This window comes from Stenotrophomonas sp. CS3K5 (genome assembly GCF_059515225.1).
The window spans coordinates 1-16737 of record NZ_JCAKRX010000002.1; the positions used below are offsets into that span (position 1 = coordinate 1).

Genomic DNA, 16737 nt, shown 5'->3' on the forward strand with positions numbered 1-16737 from the left:
TTCGCGGTACTGGGTGGTGATCGCGCGCGCCGGCAGCGCGGCCTGCACGTCGAAGCGGAACACCGCCTGGGGGTAGTCGGCGAAGATCTGCTCGCAGATCGCGCGGGTGTCCAGGTCCTGGAAGATCACCGCATTGCGGCGCAGGCGCAGCAGTGCGGTCCACGGTTCGAGGATCAGCCGGTAGCGGGCCAGGCCGCCATCGCTGCCCAGCTGCGCCGCTTCGGTGCACAGCCCGTGCCATTGCCGCAGCGCACCGTCGGCCTGGCGCAGCTGCAGGGTCAGCGGCTGTTCCAGCCACGGGTCCAGGTCCAGGAACGCATCGGTGGCCAGGCAGTCGATCTGCAGGCGGTTGTCGCCGCAGACCGTTTCGGTACCTTCGAAACGCTCGACCACCAGGCCCGCCTCGGGCCCCTTCAGCTGGATCAGGCGGTCGCGGTGCGACAGCGAGGCGAGGGAAGCGAGCAGTGCGGAGCTTGGGATGTCCATATCATCAGGCTCATGGCAAGGTGATCGTAATGTGCGCGGTGCGCTCGGGCATCTGCACCACATCGTTGTAGGCGGCCAGCTGCTGGCGCGTCTCGTGGCCCAGATAGGTGCGCATGCCGAAGAAGGCGACGATGCCGAAGCAGCCCACCACCACCGCCGGCAGCCACAGCGGCACCACGCGGCGCAGGCTGTGACGCACGTTGTCCGGCGGCAGCGCGTGCGGTGCGAAACCGTGGCGCTTGCCCTTCAGGTAGACGATTTCATCGCCCAGGCGTGCGGTCAGGTAGCCCAGCTTCTCGGTGCCTTCCAGGCGGTATTTGCCCTCGAAGCCCATCAGCAGGCAGTAGTGGTAGACCTCCAGCGAGGGCAGGCGCGCCGCGCCCTGGCGGCGCAGCTCTTCCAGCCGGTCGAAGAAGTGCTCGCCGGCAAGGTGCTCACCAAACAGGCGCAGTTGCAGCGGGTTGCGCTCCCAGGTCTCATGCAGCGGGGAAGGTTGCGACAGGATCGCTTCGTCCACAGCGGCGCAGAAGGCGTATTTGGCGGCGTAGACATCCTCCGATGCCACGCCCATGCGCATCGCGTTGCGCTCCACGCCATCGAGGAACTTCTGCACGGTCTGCACGAAGCCTTCGGCATCGTGCGGCAGCTGCCCGCGCTTGAGCAGCAGCAGCAGGTAGAAGCCGTCGGACATCAGGTCCTGCAGGCTCTGTGGATTGGCCGCCTGCGGCGTGGGATTGACCATCGCGCCATTGGCGGTCAGCGACGGCATCGGGCCCGGGGTCGGGGGCAGGGGAGAGTTCATCATGAGGTCACCGCCACAAGTTCCATCTTCAGCTCGGCAATGCCGGCCGGCACGTAGATCATCACCGACTGCGCCTTGAGCATGCGCTCATACAGCGCGCCGCGCGCGTCCAACTCGAAGTAGTGGCTGCCCGGGCGCACCGGAATCGCCGCCGGTACCTGCGCGGCATGCACCAGCTTCACGCCGGGCAGCGCCGACAGCACGCACTTCTCCACGTCGTCCGGCGCGCCGACCTTGAAGCGGACCGGCACGCTCTGGATCAGCTCCTGCGCCGGCAGCGAGGCCGACACAGACAGGTAGAACGAGGCATTGCCATCGATGCGCTGCGAATCGAGGCGACCCAGGTGATAGGACGGCTTGATCTCGTTGAGCGCGATCTTGAAGTAGCGCGTGGAGATCACCGTATCCAGCAGGGCGCGCACGATCTCCAGCAGCTTGCGGAACGAGGCCTCCGGCTGGTCGTGGCGATACACCGGCAGATCGCCCAGCTGGTACGCATTGGAGAACGTCAGCAGCGCACCGGCCATGCGCAGCAGCTCCTGGTGCAGGCGCTCGGGATGCAGCTGCGGATGATGCAGCAGGTGCGCCAGTGCACTGAACGAGCTGTTGATGGTGTGCAGCAGCCAGAACGAAGCGATATCGCCGGAGCGGAATTCGATGATGTTCTGCGATGTCTGCCGGTGCAGGCCGTACAGCGCGTCCACCTTGGCCTGCAGCGCGTCGAGCACGGCGCGCAGTTCGCGATGCAGGAACGGCGATGCCTGCAACTGCGCACACGGCGGGATGAACTCATCGTCCAGTTCGAAGCCGCCGCTGGAGGTGCGGCGCACGCGTGCCACCGGCACCGTGGCATAGGCATCGCGCGGCTGGTCGTCGGTGAGCAGCTTCACCGCCTTGCTCAGGAAGGCCAGCTCGGCTTCCACCGCGTCGGTGAACAGATCCTGCGTATCGCGGTTGGCCTGCCGATAGCGGGCCAGCACGGTGCCTTCGGCATCGGCGCAGTTGGCGCCATCGTCGCGCAGCAATGGCAGTGCCAGGTAGACCACCGTGGACTGCACGCCGGGCGGCAGATCCTGCAGCGAGACCGCATCGGGCAGGCTGTCATGGGCCGGCGCATCGTAGGTCTCGCCATCGGGGAACACAGCCGACAGGTCGAGCGGGCGCAGCGTCCCACCCGACAGCGCATGGGGATCGAAACGCACCCGGCGCGCACCCCAGCCATACGGATGCAGCGTCTGCGAAAGATCCTGCAGCCGCGCTTCGTGATAGGCGTCCTGACGCTGGAAATGCTGGGGGCGCAGGAACAATCCTTCACCCCAGAGAACCTTCGACATCCTGCTTACATAAGCCACGTTCAATCCTTGGAAATAGCTCGAAAATATCGTCCGCGAGGGCCGATCCCGCCATTCTCACCTTCCCCTGTGGCGAGAACCCCTATCCAGCAATGTGAAAGTGTGAGTTGGATCTCACATTAAGCACGCGGGGGCAAACGTTGCATCAGGGGATACTATCGCATCGGCGAAATCGAGTGCCAGAATTCCGGCGCGGAATTACTTCGCCCCTGCGCAGCGGATCGATGCAAGACTGCCTGGATCGCCGGAAATACGTGTCAACAAGGCCTTGCTGTCGCTGGTCAGTGCACAGGCATGCACGCCGATGGTGACGCCGTCCTGCGGAAGCGTCTTGCCCTTGGTGTCGAAGGCCAGCCGCCAGCGATTCTCGGCCGGGGCGCGGAACAGGGCAACCACGCCGAGCACTGCACTTCCTTCACTCAGCTGCTCGGACAATTCCTGCCGGGCGCCGGGGGTGAGTACCACTTCGTTGACCGACAGCAGGTCCGCACCGAGCGCTGCCTGCTCGCCGGCCTGGTCCAGGAAGGCATTGAACGGGGCTTGTTCGAAGCGTTGCAGGCTGCGCAGGTGGTAGATCTTGACCACCGCCGCCGTGGCCCGCTTGTCATTGCCGGCATTGAGGTTGCTGCCGGCATACAGGCGCAGCGGAATCGCTGGCGGTGCCTCGGGCTTCTCCTCGCGGATGCCGACCGCCTGCAATGTCTTGTCCATCGCTTTACCCAGTTTGCTGTCACTGGCGCATCCGGACAGTGAGCTGGAGATAATGAGGGAGAAAATCGTGACGGATATCACGCGGTGGAGTCGGAAAAGTTGCGCATTCATGTGCAGTCGGCGGGCTCGGAGTGCGGGGGTGAAAGGTGCGCGTATAAAGGTTTCTGCTCGCGAATATCACATCGGGATGTGAAGAGTGTGTCTATCAAATTCGCCATATTCTTGACGAAATTCACTATACCGACGCGTATTCGCGAATGTACACTGCCGACGACAGGGGCAGGAATCCCGTGCGTTGTATCGGCGGAGATTCGGCTCCCTTTAGGAACTAATTTCGACGAGGGATCACTATGGAAGTGAAGGCAATGGGGAAGGCTGTGTACCGGCCGATGTTCGCGCTGATGATGCTGTCGGGCCTGGCGGCCTGCTCATCGGCACCGAAGAAGGCCGAGGTCGTGCCGTTCGAAACCACGCTGAGCAATGCGGAGGCGCAGGTCACCGCTGGCGGCGCCGATGCCGCGATCAGCGCGTTCGAGCTGGCCGCCAAGGCCGACCCGACGCGCAAGGAACCGTGGGTGCGCATCGCACAGCTGCAGTTCGACCAGGGCCAGTACGCCCGTGCGATCGTTGCCGCCGAAGAGGTGCTCCAGCGTGATCCCAACGACCTGGTTGCCGATGGTGTGATCACCGTTGCCGGTTTCCGCGTCGCCAACCAGTCGCTCACCCGCCTGCAGGGCCGTGGCGCGCTGGCGTCGGATACCGCCCGCAAGGAAGCGCAGACCCTGGCCACCACCCTGCGCAACACCATGGGTGACGCCATTCTCGACCCGACGCCCAAGCCCAAGCCGCGCGCCCGTACCCGCGCCGGTCGTGCCGTCGCTCCGGCCGCCGCCGCCCAGCCCGCCGCGACGCAGCCGGCCAAGCCTGCCGCCCGCTCCAACACCTCCGATCCGTTCCAGAACATCGGCAACTGATCCGGAACCGGCCCCAGTCAGGAGACACTCATGGCCAAGAAGGAAAGCATCCAGAAGCGGCTGCAGAAGATCCGCCCGCCGCGCGTCCAGCTCACCTACGACGTGGAGAAGGGCGACGCGATCGAACAGAAGGAACTGCCGTTCGTGGTCGGCGTGATGGGCGATTTCAGCGGCAACCCGGAGCAGCCGCTGCCGAAGGTCAAGGATCGCAAGTTCGTCAACGTCGATCTGGACAACTTCGATGAAGTGATGGAGGGCGTGGCGCCGCGCGCGGTGTATCGCGTGCCGAACAAGATCAGTGACGACGGCGGCGAGTTCGGCGTCGAGCTGAAGTTCAACTCCATCGAGGACTTCCGCCCGGAGGCGGTGGTGCAGCAGATCGAACCGCTGCGTCGCCTGCTCGAGTCGCGTACCAAGCTGGCCGACCTGCGCAACAAGCTGGCCGGCAACGAGAAGCTGGAAGACCTGCTGACCGATGTGCTCAACAACACCGAGCAGCTGAAGAAGCTCGGCGTGACCAAGGAGGACTGACCGATGTCAGCCGATGCCAGCCAACTGGCCACCCAGGCCGCCGTCGCCGAAGAGGTGGGCCTGCTCGACCAGATCGTCGAGAAGAGCAAGGTCGCCAAGTCGCAGACCGAACATGACCGCGCCAAGGACATCATCGCCGCGCTGGCGAAGGAAGTTCTGGACGGCACCGTGGTGGTCTCCGACAACCTCAATCTCACCCTGGATGCCCGCATCGCCGAGATCGACCGGATCATCTCCGAGCAGCTCAGCGCGGTCATGCACGCCGATGCCTTCCAGAAGCTGGAAGGCAGCTGGCGCGGGTTGCACTACCTGTGCCAGCAGACCTCCACCGGCCCGAACATGAAGATCAAGGTCTTCAATTCGCCGCAGAAGGACCTGGTGAAGGATTTCAAGTCGGCCATCGACTTCGACCAGAGCGCGCTGTTCAAGAAGGTCTACGAGGAAGAATTCGGTACCTTCGGTGGTGCGCCGTTCGGTGCGCTGATCGGTGACTACTTCCTCGGCCGCCAGCCGGAGGACATGTACTTCATCGAGCAGATGTCGCACGTGGCCGCCGCGGCGCACGCGCCGTTCATCTCCGCTGCCAGCGAAGGCATGTTCGGCCTGGAGACCTTCACCGACCTGGGCAAGCCGCGCGACCTGGCCAAGGTGTTCGACACCGTCGAATACGCCAAGTGGAAGTCGTTCCGCGAGAGCGAGGACAGCCGCTACGTGGGCCTGACCATGCCGCGCTTCCTCGGCCGCCTGCCGTACAATCCGAAGGACGGCACCACCGTCGAGGGCTTCAACTTCGTCGAAGAGATCGAAGCGGCCGACCACAGCAAGTTCCTGTGGTGCAACACCGCCTACGCCATGGGTGCCCGTCTGACCCAGGCCTTCGAGAGCTTCGGCTGGTGTGCTGCCATCCGTGGCGTGGAAGGCGGCGGCCTGGTCGAGGATCTGCCCACCCACACCTTCCGTACCGACGATGGTGAAGTGGCGCTGAAATGCCCGACCGAGGTTGCCATCACCGACCGTCGTGAAAAGGAACTCAGTGACCTCGGCTTCATGCCGCTGGTGCACTGCAAGAACACCGACTACGCCGCGTTCTTCGGCGCACAGTCGGCACAGAAGCCGAAGAAGTACAACACCGATTCGGCCAATGCCAACGCGATCCTGTCTGCACAGCTGCAGTACATCTTCGCGGTCTCGCGTATCGCCCATTACCTCAAGGCGATGATGCGCGAGAAGATCGGCAGCTTCGCTTCGGCGGGCAACGTCGAGGAATTCCTGAACCGTTGGATCGCCCAGTACGTGCTGCTGGACGACAACGCGTCGCAGGAAGCCAAGGCGCAGTTCCCGTTGCGCGAAGCATCTGTGCAGGTTTCGGAGGTGCCGGGCAAGCCTGGCGTCTACCGCGCGGTGGCCTTCATCAGGCCGCATTTCCAGCTCGATGAGCTGTCTGTTTCGTTGCGTCTGGTCGCCGAACTGCCGGCGTCCGCGAAAAAGTCGTAACGGTTTGCTGTAACTGAAGCGTCCAGGGGAGTCCGCTCCCCGGATTGCAGTGACGCTTATTTCAAGAGGGCGTAGCCCCCCTTAACCGCCAGGCCCGCGCCTGGCACATCAAATCTCACGGAAGAACGGAATTTAGGAGACCAGATATGCAGCACGCTTTCCTCTCGATTGACACCATCAAGGGCGAGTCGCACGACGACAAGCACAAGGACTGGATCGAAATCCAGTCGTTCTCGCAGGACCTGTTGCAGCCGCGTTCGGCCACCGCGTCGACCTCCGGCGGCACCACCGCTGCCCGCGTGAACCTGTCCCCGATCGAAATCACCAAGTCGATCGACCTCGCCTCCACGGCCCTGAACCAGGCCGCCTCCAACGGCACCACCTTCCCCAAGGCGCAGATCCAGTTCATGCGCGCCGACAAGGACGGCAACGCGATCAATTACTACACGGTCGAACTGCTGAACGTGCTGGTCCATCGCGTCACCACGACGGTGGACAAGGAAGGCATGCCGCAGGAAGTTGTTCAGCTGAGCTTCGGCGCCATCAAGTGGACTTACCAGCAGCAGAAGCCGGAAGGCGGCGTTGGTGGCAAGACCGTGGCGCAGTGGAGCGCAACCAAGAACATCCCGAACTACACCGTGTGATGTTGTGTCGCTGCGATGGCGCCTAGTGCGCCATCGCAGTCTGATCGCTGGGTGGGGCCAGGATCGGCCTCGCCTTTGCTGCACCGTTGCCGCCCGCACGGATGCCGAACCTGAGTGGATCTTCCAATGAAGGGACTCGAACCCAGCCTGCTGGAAAAACTGTTCGACGACGCCCCCAAGCAACCGGGCGCCGGGCCGGTCTTCAAGTCCGTCTCGCTTGAGCAGTACAAGGAATCCATTGCCCGCGACCTGGAGGGGCTGCTGAACTCGCGCGCCGCGTTCCAGGAGGGCGACATGAAAGAATTTCCCAACTGCCGGCAGTCGCTGCTGACCTACGGGCTGGCCGATTTCTCGGCCATGAGCCTGGCCAATGCCTACGACCGGGCGGCCATCTGCCGTTCGCTGGAGCAGGCCGTGGCGCGTCATGAGCGCCGCCTGCGCAATGTCAACGTGCATCTTGATGCAGGCAACCAGTTCGCCGGCGGGCTGCATTTCACCATCCACGCGCTGCTGGACCTGGAGCCGGCGCGCGAGCCGGTCAGTTTCGATGCGATGCTGCAGCCGTCGACCCTGCAGTACCAGGTCACCCGCGCACGCCGTACGCAGGCCGCCTGATGCAGGATCTGCTGCCCTATTACGAACGCGAACTGGCCTATCTCCGTCGCTACGGGCGTGAGTTCGCCGAGCGCTACCCGAAGATCGCCGGGCGCCTGCAGCTGTCTGCCGAAGGCAGCCAGGACCCGCATGTCGAGCGCCTGATCGAAGCCTTCGCGCTGCTCAGTGCGCGCGTGTCCAAGCGCATCGAGGATGACTATCCTGAGTTCACCGATGCGCTGCTGGACGTGCTGTATCCGCACTACCTGCGGCCGTTTCCGTCCTGCTCGATCGCCCATTTCGATATGGAAGGCGTGGCCTCCAAACTGAGCGCGCCGGTGCGCGTGCCGCGTGGCACCGCCCTGCAGAGCCGCCCGGTGCGGGGCGTGCCCTGCGATTTCCGCACCGCCTACGACGTGGTGCTGGCGCCGATCGGCGTGCAGCAGGTGGTGTACCGCAGCGTGGCTGATGCGCCGATGGCCACCACGCTGCCCGCCGGCAGCGGCGGCCAGATCTCGATGGGGTTCCAGCTGCTGTCCGACCAGCTCGGTTTCCACCAGCTGGGCACCGATCGCCTGCGATTGTTCCTCGACGGTGAGCCGTCGGTGCGCGCCGCGCTGCGCGATGCGTTGATGCTGGGGGTCAAGGCGGCCTATGTGGAATCCGATGGCGACGGCCGTTGGCGGCGCCTGGACAACGTGCCGTTGAGCCCGGTCGGCTTTGCCGACGATGAAGCCCTGATCGACTTCCCGGCGCGCTCGCATCCGGCCTACCGGCTGCTGACCGAACTGTTCGCCTATCCGGAGAAATTCGGTTTCGTCGACCTGCACCTGCCGGCCCTGACCGCCAGTGCCAGCCGCCGCTTCACCCTGCATCTGGTGCTGCAGGCGCAGGGCCAGGACCGTGACAACACGATGGTGCTGGAGGAGCTGGGGCCGCACAATCTGCGCCTGGGCTGCACCCCCATCGTCAACCTGTTCCAGACCAGTGGCGAACCGATCCGGGTCACCCACCGCACGGTGAACTATCCGGTGCTGGCCGACGCGCGCCGTGCCTTCGCCTACGAGGTGCACTCGATCGATTCGGTGCACCGCATCCGGCAGACGCCGCAGGGCGAGCTGATCCAGGCCTTCCGCCCGTTCTATTCACTGCATCATGGCGAAGATCCCGAGCGCACTGGCCAGTACTGGGTGGCGCGCCGTGATGAGGACATCGCCCGGCAGAGCCCGGGCTTCGAGACCGAGATCAGCTTCGTCGACCTCTCGTTCAACCCGGTGCTGCCGCAGACCGATACGGTCAGCCTGGAGCTGACCTGCAGCAATCGCGACCTGCCCAACCAGCTCGCCTTTGGCGTCGCTGGCGGTGATCTCAACATCGAAGGCGGCAGCCCGGCCAGGGCGATCAGCCTGCTGCGCAAGCCGAGCAAGCCGCTGCGGTTCCGTCATGGTCGCAATGCGCAATGGCGCCTGATCTCGCACCTGTCGTTGAACCAGCTGTCACTGACCGCCAGCGGCCTGCCCGCGTTGAAGGAGATGCTGCGCCTGTACGACCTGTCCGGCAGCACCGTCTCGGCACGGCAGATCGACGGCATCCTTGAACTGCAGCAGACCCCGGTGACCACCTGGATGCATGGCCGCCAGTTCGCCTCGGTGGTGCGTGGCCTGGAGATCCGCCTGACCCTCAATGAAGCCCACTTCGTGGGTACCGGTGTGGCTGCCTTCGCCCAGGTGATGGACCACTTCTTTGCACTGTATGTGCATGCCAACAGCTTTACCCGACTGGTGCTGGTGTCCGGCGACAGCGGAGAGGAGATCGTCCGATGCCCAGCGCGCAGCGGCGAATCGATCCTGGCGTAGCCCAGCAGCTGCTCACCGAACCGCACCGCTTCCAGTTCTTCCAGGCGGTGCGGTTGCTGGAGCAGGTGTTCCAGCGCCAGGGCGTCAAGCCCGGCCAGGCCGTGCCGATGCGGGTGCGCTTCCGCAACTCGCTGTCGCTGGGTTTTCCCGCCACCGAGCTGTCGGCCGACGGCGAGGTCTATTCGCTCAAGGGCGAGCGTCTGCAGGGACGTGAAGCCATCGAGCAGGCCCTGCATGGCGAGGAGCTGGCCGAGGTCCATCTGACCCCGCAGTTCATGGGCCTGCTGGGTACGGCCGGTGCGCTGCCGCTGCACTACACCGAGACCCTGCAGCTGCGCGAGCTGTACCAGCGCGACCGCACCGCGCGTGCGTTCCTGGATATCTTCTCCACCCGCGCGGTGTCGCTGCACTACGCTGCCTGGAAGAAACACCGGCTGGCGCTGCAGTACGAACTGGACCGGCGCGAGCGCTTTCTGCCGCTGGTGCTGTCGCTGCTCGGCATGGGCATGAGCGAGCTGCGCGATCGCCTGCACGAAGGCGAGGGCGAGATCTTCGACCAGGCCGTGGCCTATTACGCGGGTGCGGTGCGCCAGCGCCCGGTGTCGGCGATGCTGATGCAGCGGGTGCTGTCGGACTACTTCCAGGTGCCGCTGCACCTGGAGCAGTTCGTCGGGGCCTGGTACCGCGTGCCGGCGGGGCAGGCCACCCGCCTGGGCCAGGCCAATGCCGTGCTGGGCGCCAGTGCGCTGGCCGGTGACCGCGTATGGCAGCGCGACCTGCGCCTGCGCCTGCGCATCGGCCCGCTGCGCCGCGACCAGTTCGACGCGTTCCTGCCCGGTGGCAGTGCCGCCGAGGCGCTCAGCAAATGGCTGTCGCTGCTGACCGGCGGCGTTCTTGAATACGAAGTGCGGCTGGTGCTTCGCGCCGAGGATGTGCAGGGCAGCGCACTCGGCGGCGGTGGTGGCGTCCGCCTTGGCTGGGACAGCTACCTGTGTACCCAGAAGCAGTCCACTTCCCGTGAGGACACCACCTATGGCATCCACACGTTGCAATGACACAGCGCCGGTGGCGTCCGCGCCGCCGGCCCCCGAACGGTTCCAGCAAGGAGTGCGTGTTTCCGCATGAGCATCAACCTCAAGACCCTGATCAGCAAACTGGACGACACCTGCCGGCTGGCGGCCGAGCGGGCGGCGAACCTGTGCATGGCGCGCGGCAACTACGAGGTGGACCTGGAGCACCTGTTCCTGGCCCTGCTTGAACAGCCGCAGAGCGATTTCGTGCTGATCGCTCGGCGCAGCGGCATCCTGCCCGAATCGCTGGAACGTGACCTCAACGACGAGATCAGCCAGTTCAAGACCGGCAACAGCCGCACCCCGGTGTTCTCCCAGCACATTCCCAAGCTGTTCGAGCATGCCTGGCTGATCGCCTCACTGGATTCGGAGACCACCCGCATCCGCAGTGGTCACCTGCTGCTGGCGCTGCTGACCGAGCCGGATCTTTCGCAGCTGGCCTACCGCGGCTCGAAGCTGTTCGTGCGCTTCAAGCGCGACGAACTCAAGCACGATTTCGCCAAGCTCACCGAGGGCTCGCAGGAAGCGGTGCAGACCGTGCGTTTCGCCGACGCCTCGGCGCCGGGCGAGGGCGATCAGGAAGAGGGCGTGGTGCCGGGCGAGGCCAAGGGCGGCCTGTCGAAGACGCCGGCGCTGGACCAGTTCACCACCAATCTGACCCAGCGGGCGCGCGAGGGCAAGATCGACCCGGTGATCGGTCGCGACGGCGAGATCCGCCAGGTGATCGACATCCTGATGCGCCGCCGCCAGAACAACCCGATCCTGACCGGCGAGGCCGGCGTCGGCAAGACCGCCGTGGTCGAAGGGCTGGCCCGGCGCATCGCCGACAAGGATGTTCCCGATGTACTGCAGGGCGTGGAACTGCACACGCTGGACATGGGCCTGCTGCAGGCCGGCGCCAGCGTCAAGGGTGAGTTCGAAAACCGCCTGAAGAACGTGATCGACGAGGTCAAGAAGAGCCCGCATCCGATCATCCTGTTCATCGACGAGGCGCACACGATGATCGGCGCCGGTGGCACCGCCGGCCAGAACGACGCGGCCAACCTGCTCAAGCCAGCGCTGGCGCGCGGCGAGCTGCGCACCATCGCTGCGACCACCTGGGGCGAGTACAAGAAGTATTTCGAGAAGGACGCGGCGCTGGCCCGCCGCTTCCAGGTGGTAAAGGTCGAAGAGCCCAGCGAGGCGCTGGCCGCAGCGATGCTGCGTGGCATGGTCGGGCTGATGGAAGCGCACTTCAACATCCGCGTGCTGGACGAGGCGGTGACCGAGGCCGTGCGCCTGTCGCACCGCTATATCAGCGGCCGCCAGCTGCCGGACAAGGCGGTCAGCGTGCTCGACACCGCCTGCGCCAAGGTTGCGCTGGGCCAGAGCGCCACGCCGGCCATCATCGAAGATACGCGCAAGCATCTGGACCGCCTGCAGGCGGAAATCGCAGCATTGCAGCGCGAAACCGCCGGCGGCAGCGACCAGCATGCTGAACGCCTGACCGAACTGCATACGCAGCAGGCCGAGGCGCAGGCCGTGCTGGCCAGCAACGAAGAGCGTCTGGGCCGCGAGCGCGACCTGGCCAGCCGGATCGCCGCGCTGCGCCAGCAGCTGGAGCAGGGCGGCGATGAGACGCGCGACACCGACGCTGCCGCCGACGACGCCGACGGCGATGTGGCTGTGGCCAAGCCGGCCACCAAGCGTGGCAAGGCCACGCCGGAACTGTCGCCGCAGCACGCCGAGCTGGCGCGGTTGCAGGCTGAACTGCGCGAGCTGCAGGGCGAAACCCCGATGGTGCCGTTGCAGGTCGATGGCACCGTGGTTGCCGAGATCGTTTCGGCCTGGACCGGCGTGCCGCTGGGCCGCATGGTCAAGGATGAAATCCGCACCGTGCGTACCCTGGGCACGCTGCTGGTTGAACGCGTGATCGGCCAGGACCATGCCCTGGATGCAATCGCCCAGCGCGTGCGCACCGCGACCGCCAAGCTGGAAGACCCGAACAAGCCGCGCGGCGTGTTCATGTTCGTCGGCCCGTCCGGCGTCGGCAAGACCGAGACCGCGCTGGCGTTGGCCGACATCCTGTACGGCGGCGAGCGCAAGCTGGTCACCATCAACATGAGCGAATACCAGGAAGCGCACAGTGTGTCGGGCCTGAAGGGCTCGCCGCCGGGTTATGTGGGCTATGGCGAGGGTGGCGTGCTGACCGAGGCGGTGCGCCGGAACCCGTACAGCGTGGTGCTGCTGGACGAGGTCGAGAAGGCCCATCCGGACGTGCTGGAGATGTTCTTCCAGGTGTTCGACAAGGGCATGATGGATGACGCGGAGGGCCGCGAGATCGACTTCCGCAACACGCTGATCATCCTCACCTCCAACATCGGCTCCTCGCAGATCATGCAGGCCTGCCTGAACAAGCCGGCCGAAGAGATTCCCGCTGCCGAGGCGCTGTCCGAAGCGCTGCGCCCGGTGCTGATGCGCACTTTCAAGCCGGCCTTCCTCGGCCGCCTGAAGGTGGTGCCGTACTACCCCATCAACGATGACGTGCTGGCGCAGATCATCACGCTCAAGCTCGGCCGCATCCGCGACCGCGTCATTGCCAATCACAAGGCCACCTTCAGCTGGGACGACAGCCTGGTGGAGGCCGTGCTTGCACGTTGCACCGAAGTGGACTCGGGTGCGCGCAACGTTGACCACATCCTCAATGGAACCCTGCTGCCGGAGATCGCCGAGAGCGTGCTGGCGGCAATGGCCGAAGGGAATCGGATCAACGCCATCAAGGTCACCGCCGGCAAGAAGGGTGACTTCAAATACAAAGTGTCATGACACTGAGCAGAAGGAGAACGCTGATGGAATTCTATGGATTTGACCGCGAAGCGGCCCTCAACCACTGTGACAGCCTTGAGCTGGGCCTGGGTCGCGAGCTGGACCGCGTGCGTGCCTGGAACCGGCTGCGCCCGGAGCATGTGATCGAACTGCTGGACACCGCCGTGCCGGCGGCCCGCCAGGATGCCCGCAACATCGCCGCACAGATCAGCCGCGGTTCTTGGCGCATCCACATGGACGCCCCGGTGGTCGGCAAGCCGCAGCTGGTGAGCAATGTGCGCGAGCTGCAGATCACCGCCGGTGGCCGCGATTACCGCCTGAAGATCAGCGAGGGCGTCCGCCTGCAGCTGGAAGAGATCGTCCAGGCGGCCTGATGGCTGTGCGTGCCTGCGCCCCGGTCGGGACGCAGGCCGCGCGGAAGCGGGAAGCGGAGGCAACCGATGCGCACGTCGCATGCAGACCACCTTGAAGTAGGGGACGTCGGGAAAACACCATGGACCTGGTAAACAACCTGCGGGCGGCCCTGGCCGGCCCCTCGCACGCACAGCGCTTCCTGCGGCTGCACACGCCGCTGGGAAGCGACGTGCTGGTCGCCGAAACCCTCGATGGCGTCGAGCAGATCGACGGCCTCGGCTTCCAGTGGACGATCACCGCCCTGTCGCTGGACGCGGGCTTGGCGCTGGCACCGCTGATCGGGCAGGGCGCGCTTCTGCAGCTGCAGCAGGCCGATGGCAGCGTGCGCCCGCTGCATGGACGCATCACCGCCGCCGAGCGGCTGGGCAGCAACGGCGGGCTGGCCCGCTACCGGCTGCGCCTGCAACCGTGGCTGGCGTTCCTGTCGCAGCGGGTGGACAGCTACGTCTTCCACGACAAGACCGTGGTCGAGATCGTCGAGGACCTGTTCGCCGACTACAGCGGGCTGGCGCCGGCCTGGCGCTGGTCGCTGGGTGACGCCAGCCAGTACGCCCGGCGCAGCCTGACCACCCAGTACCAGGAGAGCGACCTGGCCTTCGTCCAGCGCCTGCTGGCCGAAGAGGGCATCTATTACTGGTTCGAGCATGCCGGCGAGCCCGGCGGCACGGACTTCGGCGCGCACACGCTGGTGCTGGCCGACCACAGCCACGACACCGCCGAACTGGGCAGCGTGCGCTTCCATCGCCGCGACGAAAGCGAGCGCAGTGACAGCGTGCAGCAGTGGTCCACCGCGCACCGCTGGCGACCGGGCAAGGTCGAGCGCGCCACCTGGGATTACCGCACCCTGGAGCGCCGCCAGGCCAGCGCCGAGGCCGCGCAGAGCAACGACCTGGGCATCGTCGATCGTGATACCTGCGGGCCCTACGGCTGGCAGGACAACGCCCGCGGCCAGCGCCGCGCGCAGCAGCACCTGGACGCATTGCGCGTGCGCGCGCATACCATCGACGGTGCCGGCCAATGGCGGGCACTGGCGCCGGGCGCGCGCTTCGGCCTGTCGCAGCATCCGCAGGTGGGCGAGGACGCACAGTTCCTGTGCCTGTCGGTGCACCACCAGGCACGCAACAACCTCGATGCCGACGTGTTCGATGCACTGGAGCAGGCACTGGGCCCCTCCAGCGTGGCCGCGCCGGCATTGCCGGGCGCGCTGTCCGGGTTGGCCTACGGCGATGCCCCCGGCGAGGTGTCCACCGCGTTCTACGACAACCGTTTCGTCGCCATTCCGGCCGAGGTGAGCTACCGGCCGCAGACCGAGGACGGCCACGGCGCGCATCTGCATCCGCGCCCGACCATCACCGGCACGCTCAGCGCGATCGTGGTCAGTGACGGCGAGCCGCTGCTGTCCGACCGCGACCACCGCATCAAGGTGCAGTTCCCGTGGCAGCGCGGCGGCAACGCCAGCAGCGGGCTGGCCCATCCCGGTGGCGACGACAACGCCCCGGCCAACGGTGGCGCCTGGACCTGGGTGCGGGTGATGACGCCCTGGGCCGGCGACAACTGGGGTGGCGTGGTGCTGCCGCGGCGCGGTCAGGAAGTGCTGGTGGCGTTCCTGGAAGGCGACATCGACCGCCCGGTGGTGGTCGGTGCGGTCTACAACGGCCGTGGCCAGCAGGACGCACCGCACAACCAGATCAACGGCGGCGGCGCCAGCGCCACCGGCAACGCCGCCGCCTGGTTCGAGGGCAATGACCACGCCGCGGTGTACACCGGCTTCAAGAGCCAGGCGCTGGCCGACAGCCAGGGCGGTACCGGCGGCTACCAGCAGCTGCGCTTCGACGACACGCCCGGGCAGGGCCGCGCGCAGCTGTCCACCACCCAGCACGAGACCACGCTGACCCTGGGCCACCTGAAGGGCGGCCAGGACAACATGCGCGAGGGCGAGCGCGGCTTTGGCGTGGAGCTGTCCACCCAGGCCCAGGGCGCGCTGCGCGCCGGCCGTGGCCTGCTGCTGACCACCGAGCAGGGCACGCCGCAGATGGCCGCGCCGCAGGCATTGAGCCAGCTGCAGGAAAGCCAGCAGTTGCTGCAGCAGCTGGCCGAATCGGCGGTCAACCAGCAGGCGCAGCTGCCCAACGACCCGACTGAACTGCCGGTGGACGCGACGCTGACCGAGTTGCAGGAGACGCTGCGCGCCACCCACAGCGGCAGTGCCGCCGGCAGCATCGCCGGGGGTGACGGCGAAGCGCCGGGCTGGAGCGCGCCGGTACTGCTGGGCAGTGGCGTGGCCGACGTGCTGAGCCTGACCCCGGCCGACCAGGTGTGGGTGAGCGGTACCCACACCACGCTGGCCAGCGGCGTGGCGCTGAACTGGATGACGCAGGGCTCACTGACGATGGCGGTGGCCGGCGGGCTGGTGCTGTACACCGCCGGCGTGCAGCCCAGCGGCGAAAGCCCGAACCAGGAGCGCGGCATCGCGCTGCACGCCGCGCAGGGCAAGGTGAGTGCGCGCGCGCACAAGAACCAGATGGTCGTGGCGGCCAAGACCCAGGTGCGTATCGCCAGTACCGAAGCGGATGTGCAGTTGTCGGCACCGAGCAAGCATCTGCTGGCGACGGCGGCCGGTGCCTACATCCGCATTGAGGGCGACAACATCGAGCTGGGCGCGCCGGGCAAGGTGGAGTTCAAGGCCAGCCAGCGCGATTGGGTGGGGCCGGCGAGTGTTACTGCGCCGCTCGTTCTGCCGAATCCTGCAGATGCCTACAAGCTCAAGTACGTGCTTCGCGACTATGCGGGACAGCCGATGCCGAACTCGCCGTACGTTCTGGTCATGCCCGATGGGAGTACACGGGAGGGCACCACCAATGCGCAGGGTGAAACCGAGCAGGTGGTGACCAAAGGCCCGCAGAACATCCATCTCTTCGTCGGCGACGGTGAAACCAAGCACGAAGGCTATTACCTCAACGACGAAGCGTAAGCGCGCTGACGACCGCCGCGCGACAAGGAAGAC

General features: G+C 66.1%; 14 protein-coding genes. 10 read left to right on the top strand and 4 right to left on the bottom strand.

The features are described from left to right. From AC5YGJ_RS02640 to tssJ, 4 genes are all read right to left on the bottom strand, one after another. Positions 1 to 486 (bottom strand): contractile injection system protein, VgrG/Pvc8 family (locus tag AC5YGJ_RS02640; protein WP_496185612.1); only part of this gene is annotated, 486 nt, incomplete at its 3' end. 10 nt (positions 487 to 496) lie between these two features. Then, the gene (icmH, locus tag AC5YGJ_RS02645; RefSeq protein WP_107230868.1) at positions 497 to 1288 is read right to left on the bottom strand and encodes a type IVB secretion system protein IcmH/DotU; all 792 of its coding nucleotides are present in this window, start codon (positions 1286 to 1288) and stop codon (positions 497 to 499) included. Further along, positions 1288 to 2622 carry a type VI secretion system baseplate subunit TssK gene (gene tssK / locus AC5YGJ_RS02650; RefSeq protein ID WP_107230867.1) on the bottom strand — a complete coding sequence of 445 codons (1335 nt, stop codon included), beginning with the start codon at positions 2620 to 2622 and terminating at the stop codon, positions 1288 to 1290. Before tssK ends, icmH begins: the two co-directional genes overlap by 1 nt. 216 nt (positions 2623 to 2838) lie before the next feature. Next, positions 2839 to 3462 carry a type VI secretion system lipoprotein TssJ gene (tssJ, locus tag AC5YGJ_RS02655; RefSeq protein WP_496185613.1) on the bottom strand — a complete coding sequence of 208 codons (624 nt, stop codon included), beginning with the start codon at positions 3460 to 3462 and terminating at the stop codon, positions 2839 to 2841. A gap of 239 nt (positions 3463 to 3701) precedes the next feature. Here tssJ and AC5YGJ_RS02660 point away from each other — a divergent pair, with 239 nt between their 5' ends. The 10 genes from AC5YGJ_RS02660 to AC5YGJ_RS02705 all read left to right on the top strand — a co-directional run bounded on the left by AC5YGJ_RS02660 (position 3702) and on the right by AC5YGJ_RS02705 (position 16704). Beyond that, positions 3702 to 4325, top strand: coding sequence for a tetratricopeptide repeat protein (locus tag AC5YGJ_RS02660; protein WP_107230865.1), 624 nt, complete (start codon positions 3702 to 3704; stop codon positions 4323 to 4325). A 30-nt stretch (positions 4326 to 4355) separates the two neighbouring features. Then, positions 4356 to 4856: a type VI secretion system contractile sheath small subunit gene (gene tssB, locus AC5YGJ_RS02665; protein WP_107230864.1), complete on the top strand. Its 501-nt coding sequence runs from the start codon at positions 4356 to 4358 to the stop codon at positions 4854 to 4856. 3 nt (positions 4857 to 4859) lie between these two features. Next, positions 4860 to 6350, top strand: a complete 1491-nt coding sequence (gene tssC, locus AC5YGJ_RS02670) for a type VI secretion system contractile sheath large subunit (protein WP_107230863.1) — start codon at positions 4860 to 4862, stop codon at positions 6348 to 6350. 146 nt (positions 6351 to 6496) lie between these two features. Further along, positions 6497 to 6994, top strand: coding sequence for an Hcp family type VI secretion system effector (locus tag AC5YGJ_RS02675; RefSeq protein ID WP_006465355.1), 498 nt, complete (start codon positions 6497 to 6499; stop codon positions 6992 to 6994). Positions 6995 to 7120: 126 nt separating this feature from the next. Beyond that, positions 7121 to 7609 (top strand): type VI secretion system baseplate subunit TssE, encoded by a 489-nt coding sequence (gene tssE, locus AC5YGJ_RS02680; protein WP_057496761.1) that lies wholly within the window; start codon positions 7121 to 7123, stop codon positions 7607 to 7609. Then, the gene (tssF, locus tag AC5YGJ_RS02685; protein ID WP_496185614.1) at positions 7609 to 9444 is read left to right on the top strand and encodes a type VI secretion system baseplate subunit TssF; all 1836 of its coding nucleotides are present in this window, start codon (positions 7609 to 7611) and stop codon (positions 9442 to 9444) included. The genes tssE and tssF overlap by 1 nt, the downstream gene beginning before the upstream one ends. After that, the gene (tssG, locus tag AC5YGJ_RS02690; protein WP_496185615.1) at positions 9408 to 10499 is read left to right on the top strand and encodes a type VI secretion system baseplate subunit TssG; all 1092 of its coding nucleotides are present in this window, start codon (positions 9408 to 9410) and stop codon (positions 10497 to 10499) included. The genes tssF and tssG overlap by 37 nt, the downstream gene beginning before the upstream one ends. 66 nt (positions 10500 to 10565) lie before the next feature. Continuing rightward, on the top strand, positions 10566 to 13319 hold the full coding sequence (gene tssH / locus AC5YGJ_RS02695; RefSeq protein WP_496185616.1) for a type VI secretion system ATPase TssH: 2754 nt from the start codon (positions 10566 to 10568) through the stop codon (positions 13317 to 13319). A 23-nt stretch (positions 13320 to 13342) separates the two neighbouring features. Further along, positions 13343 to 13693 (top strand): hypothetical protein, encoded by a 351-nt coding sequence (locus tag AC5YGJ_RS02700; RefSeq protein ID WP_008268344.1) that lies wholly within the window; start codon positions 13343 to 13345, stop codon positions 13691 to 13693. A 119-nt stretch (positions 13694 to 13812) separates the two neighbouring features. After that, positions 13813 to 16704, top strand: coding sequence for a type VI secretion system Vgr family protein (locus AC5YGJ_RS02705; protein WP_496185617.1), 2892 nt, complete (start codon positions 13813 to 13815; stop codon positions 16702 to 16704). Positions 16705 to 16737: the final 33 nt, after the last annotated feature.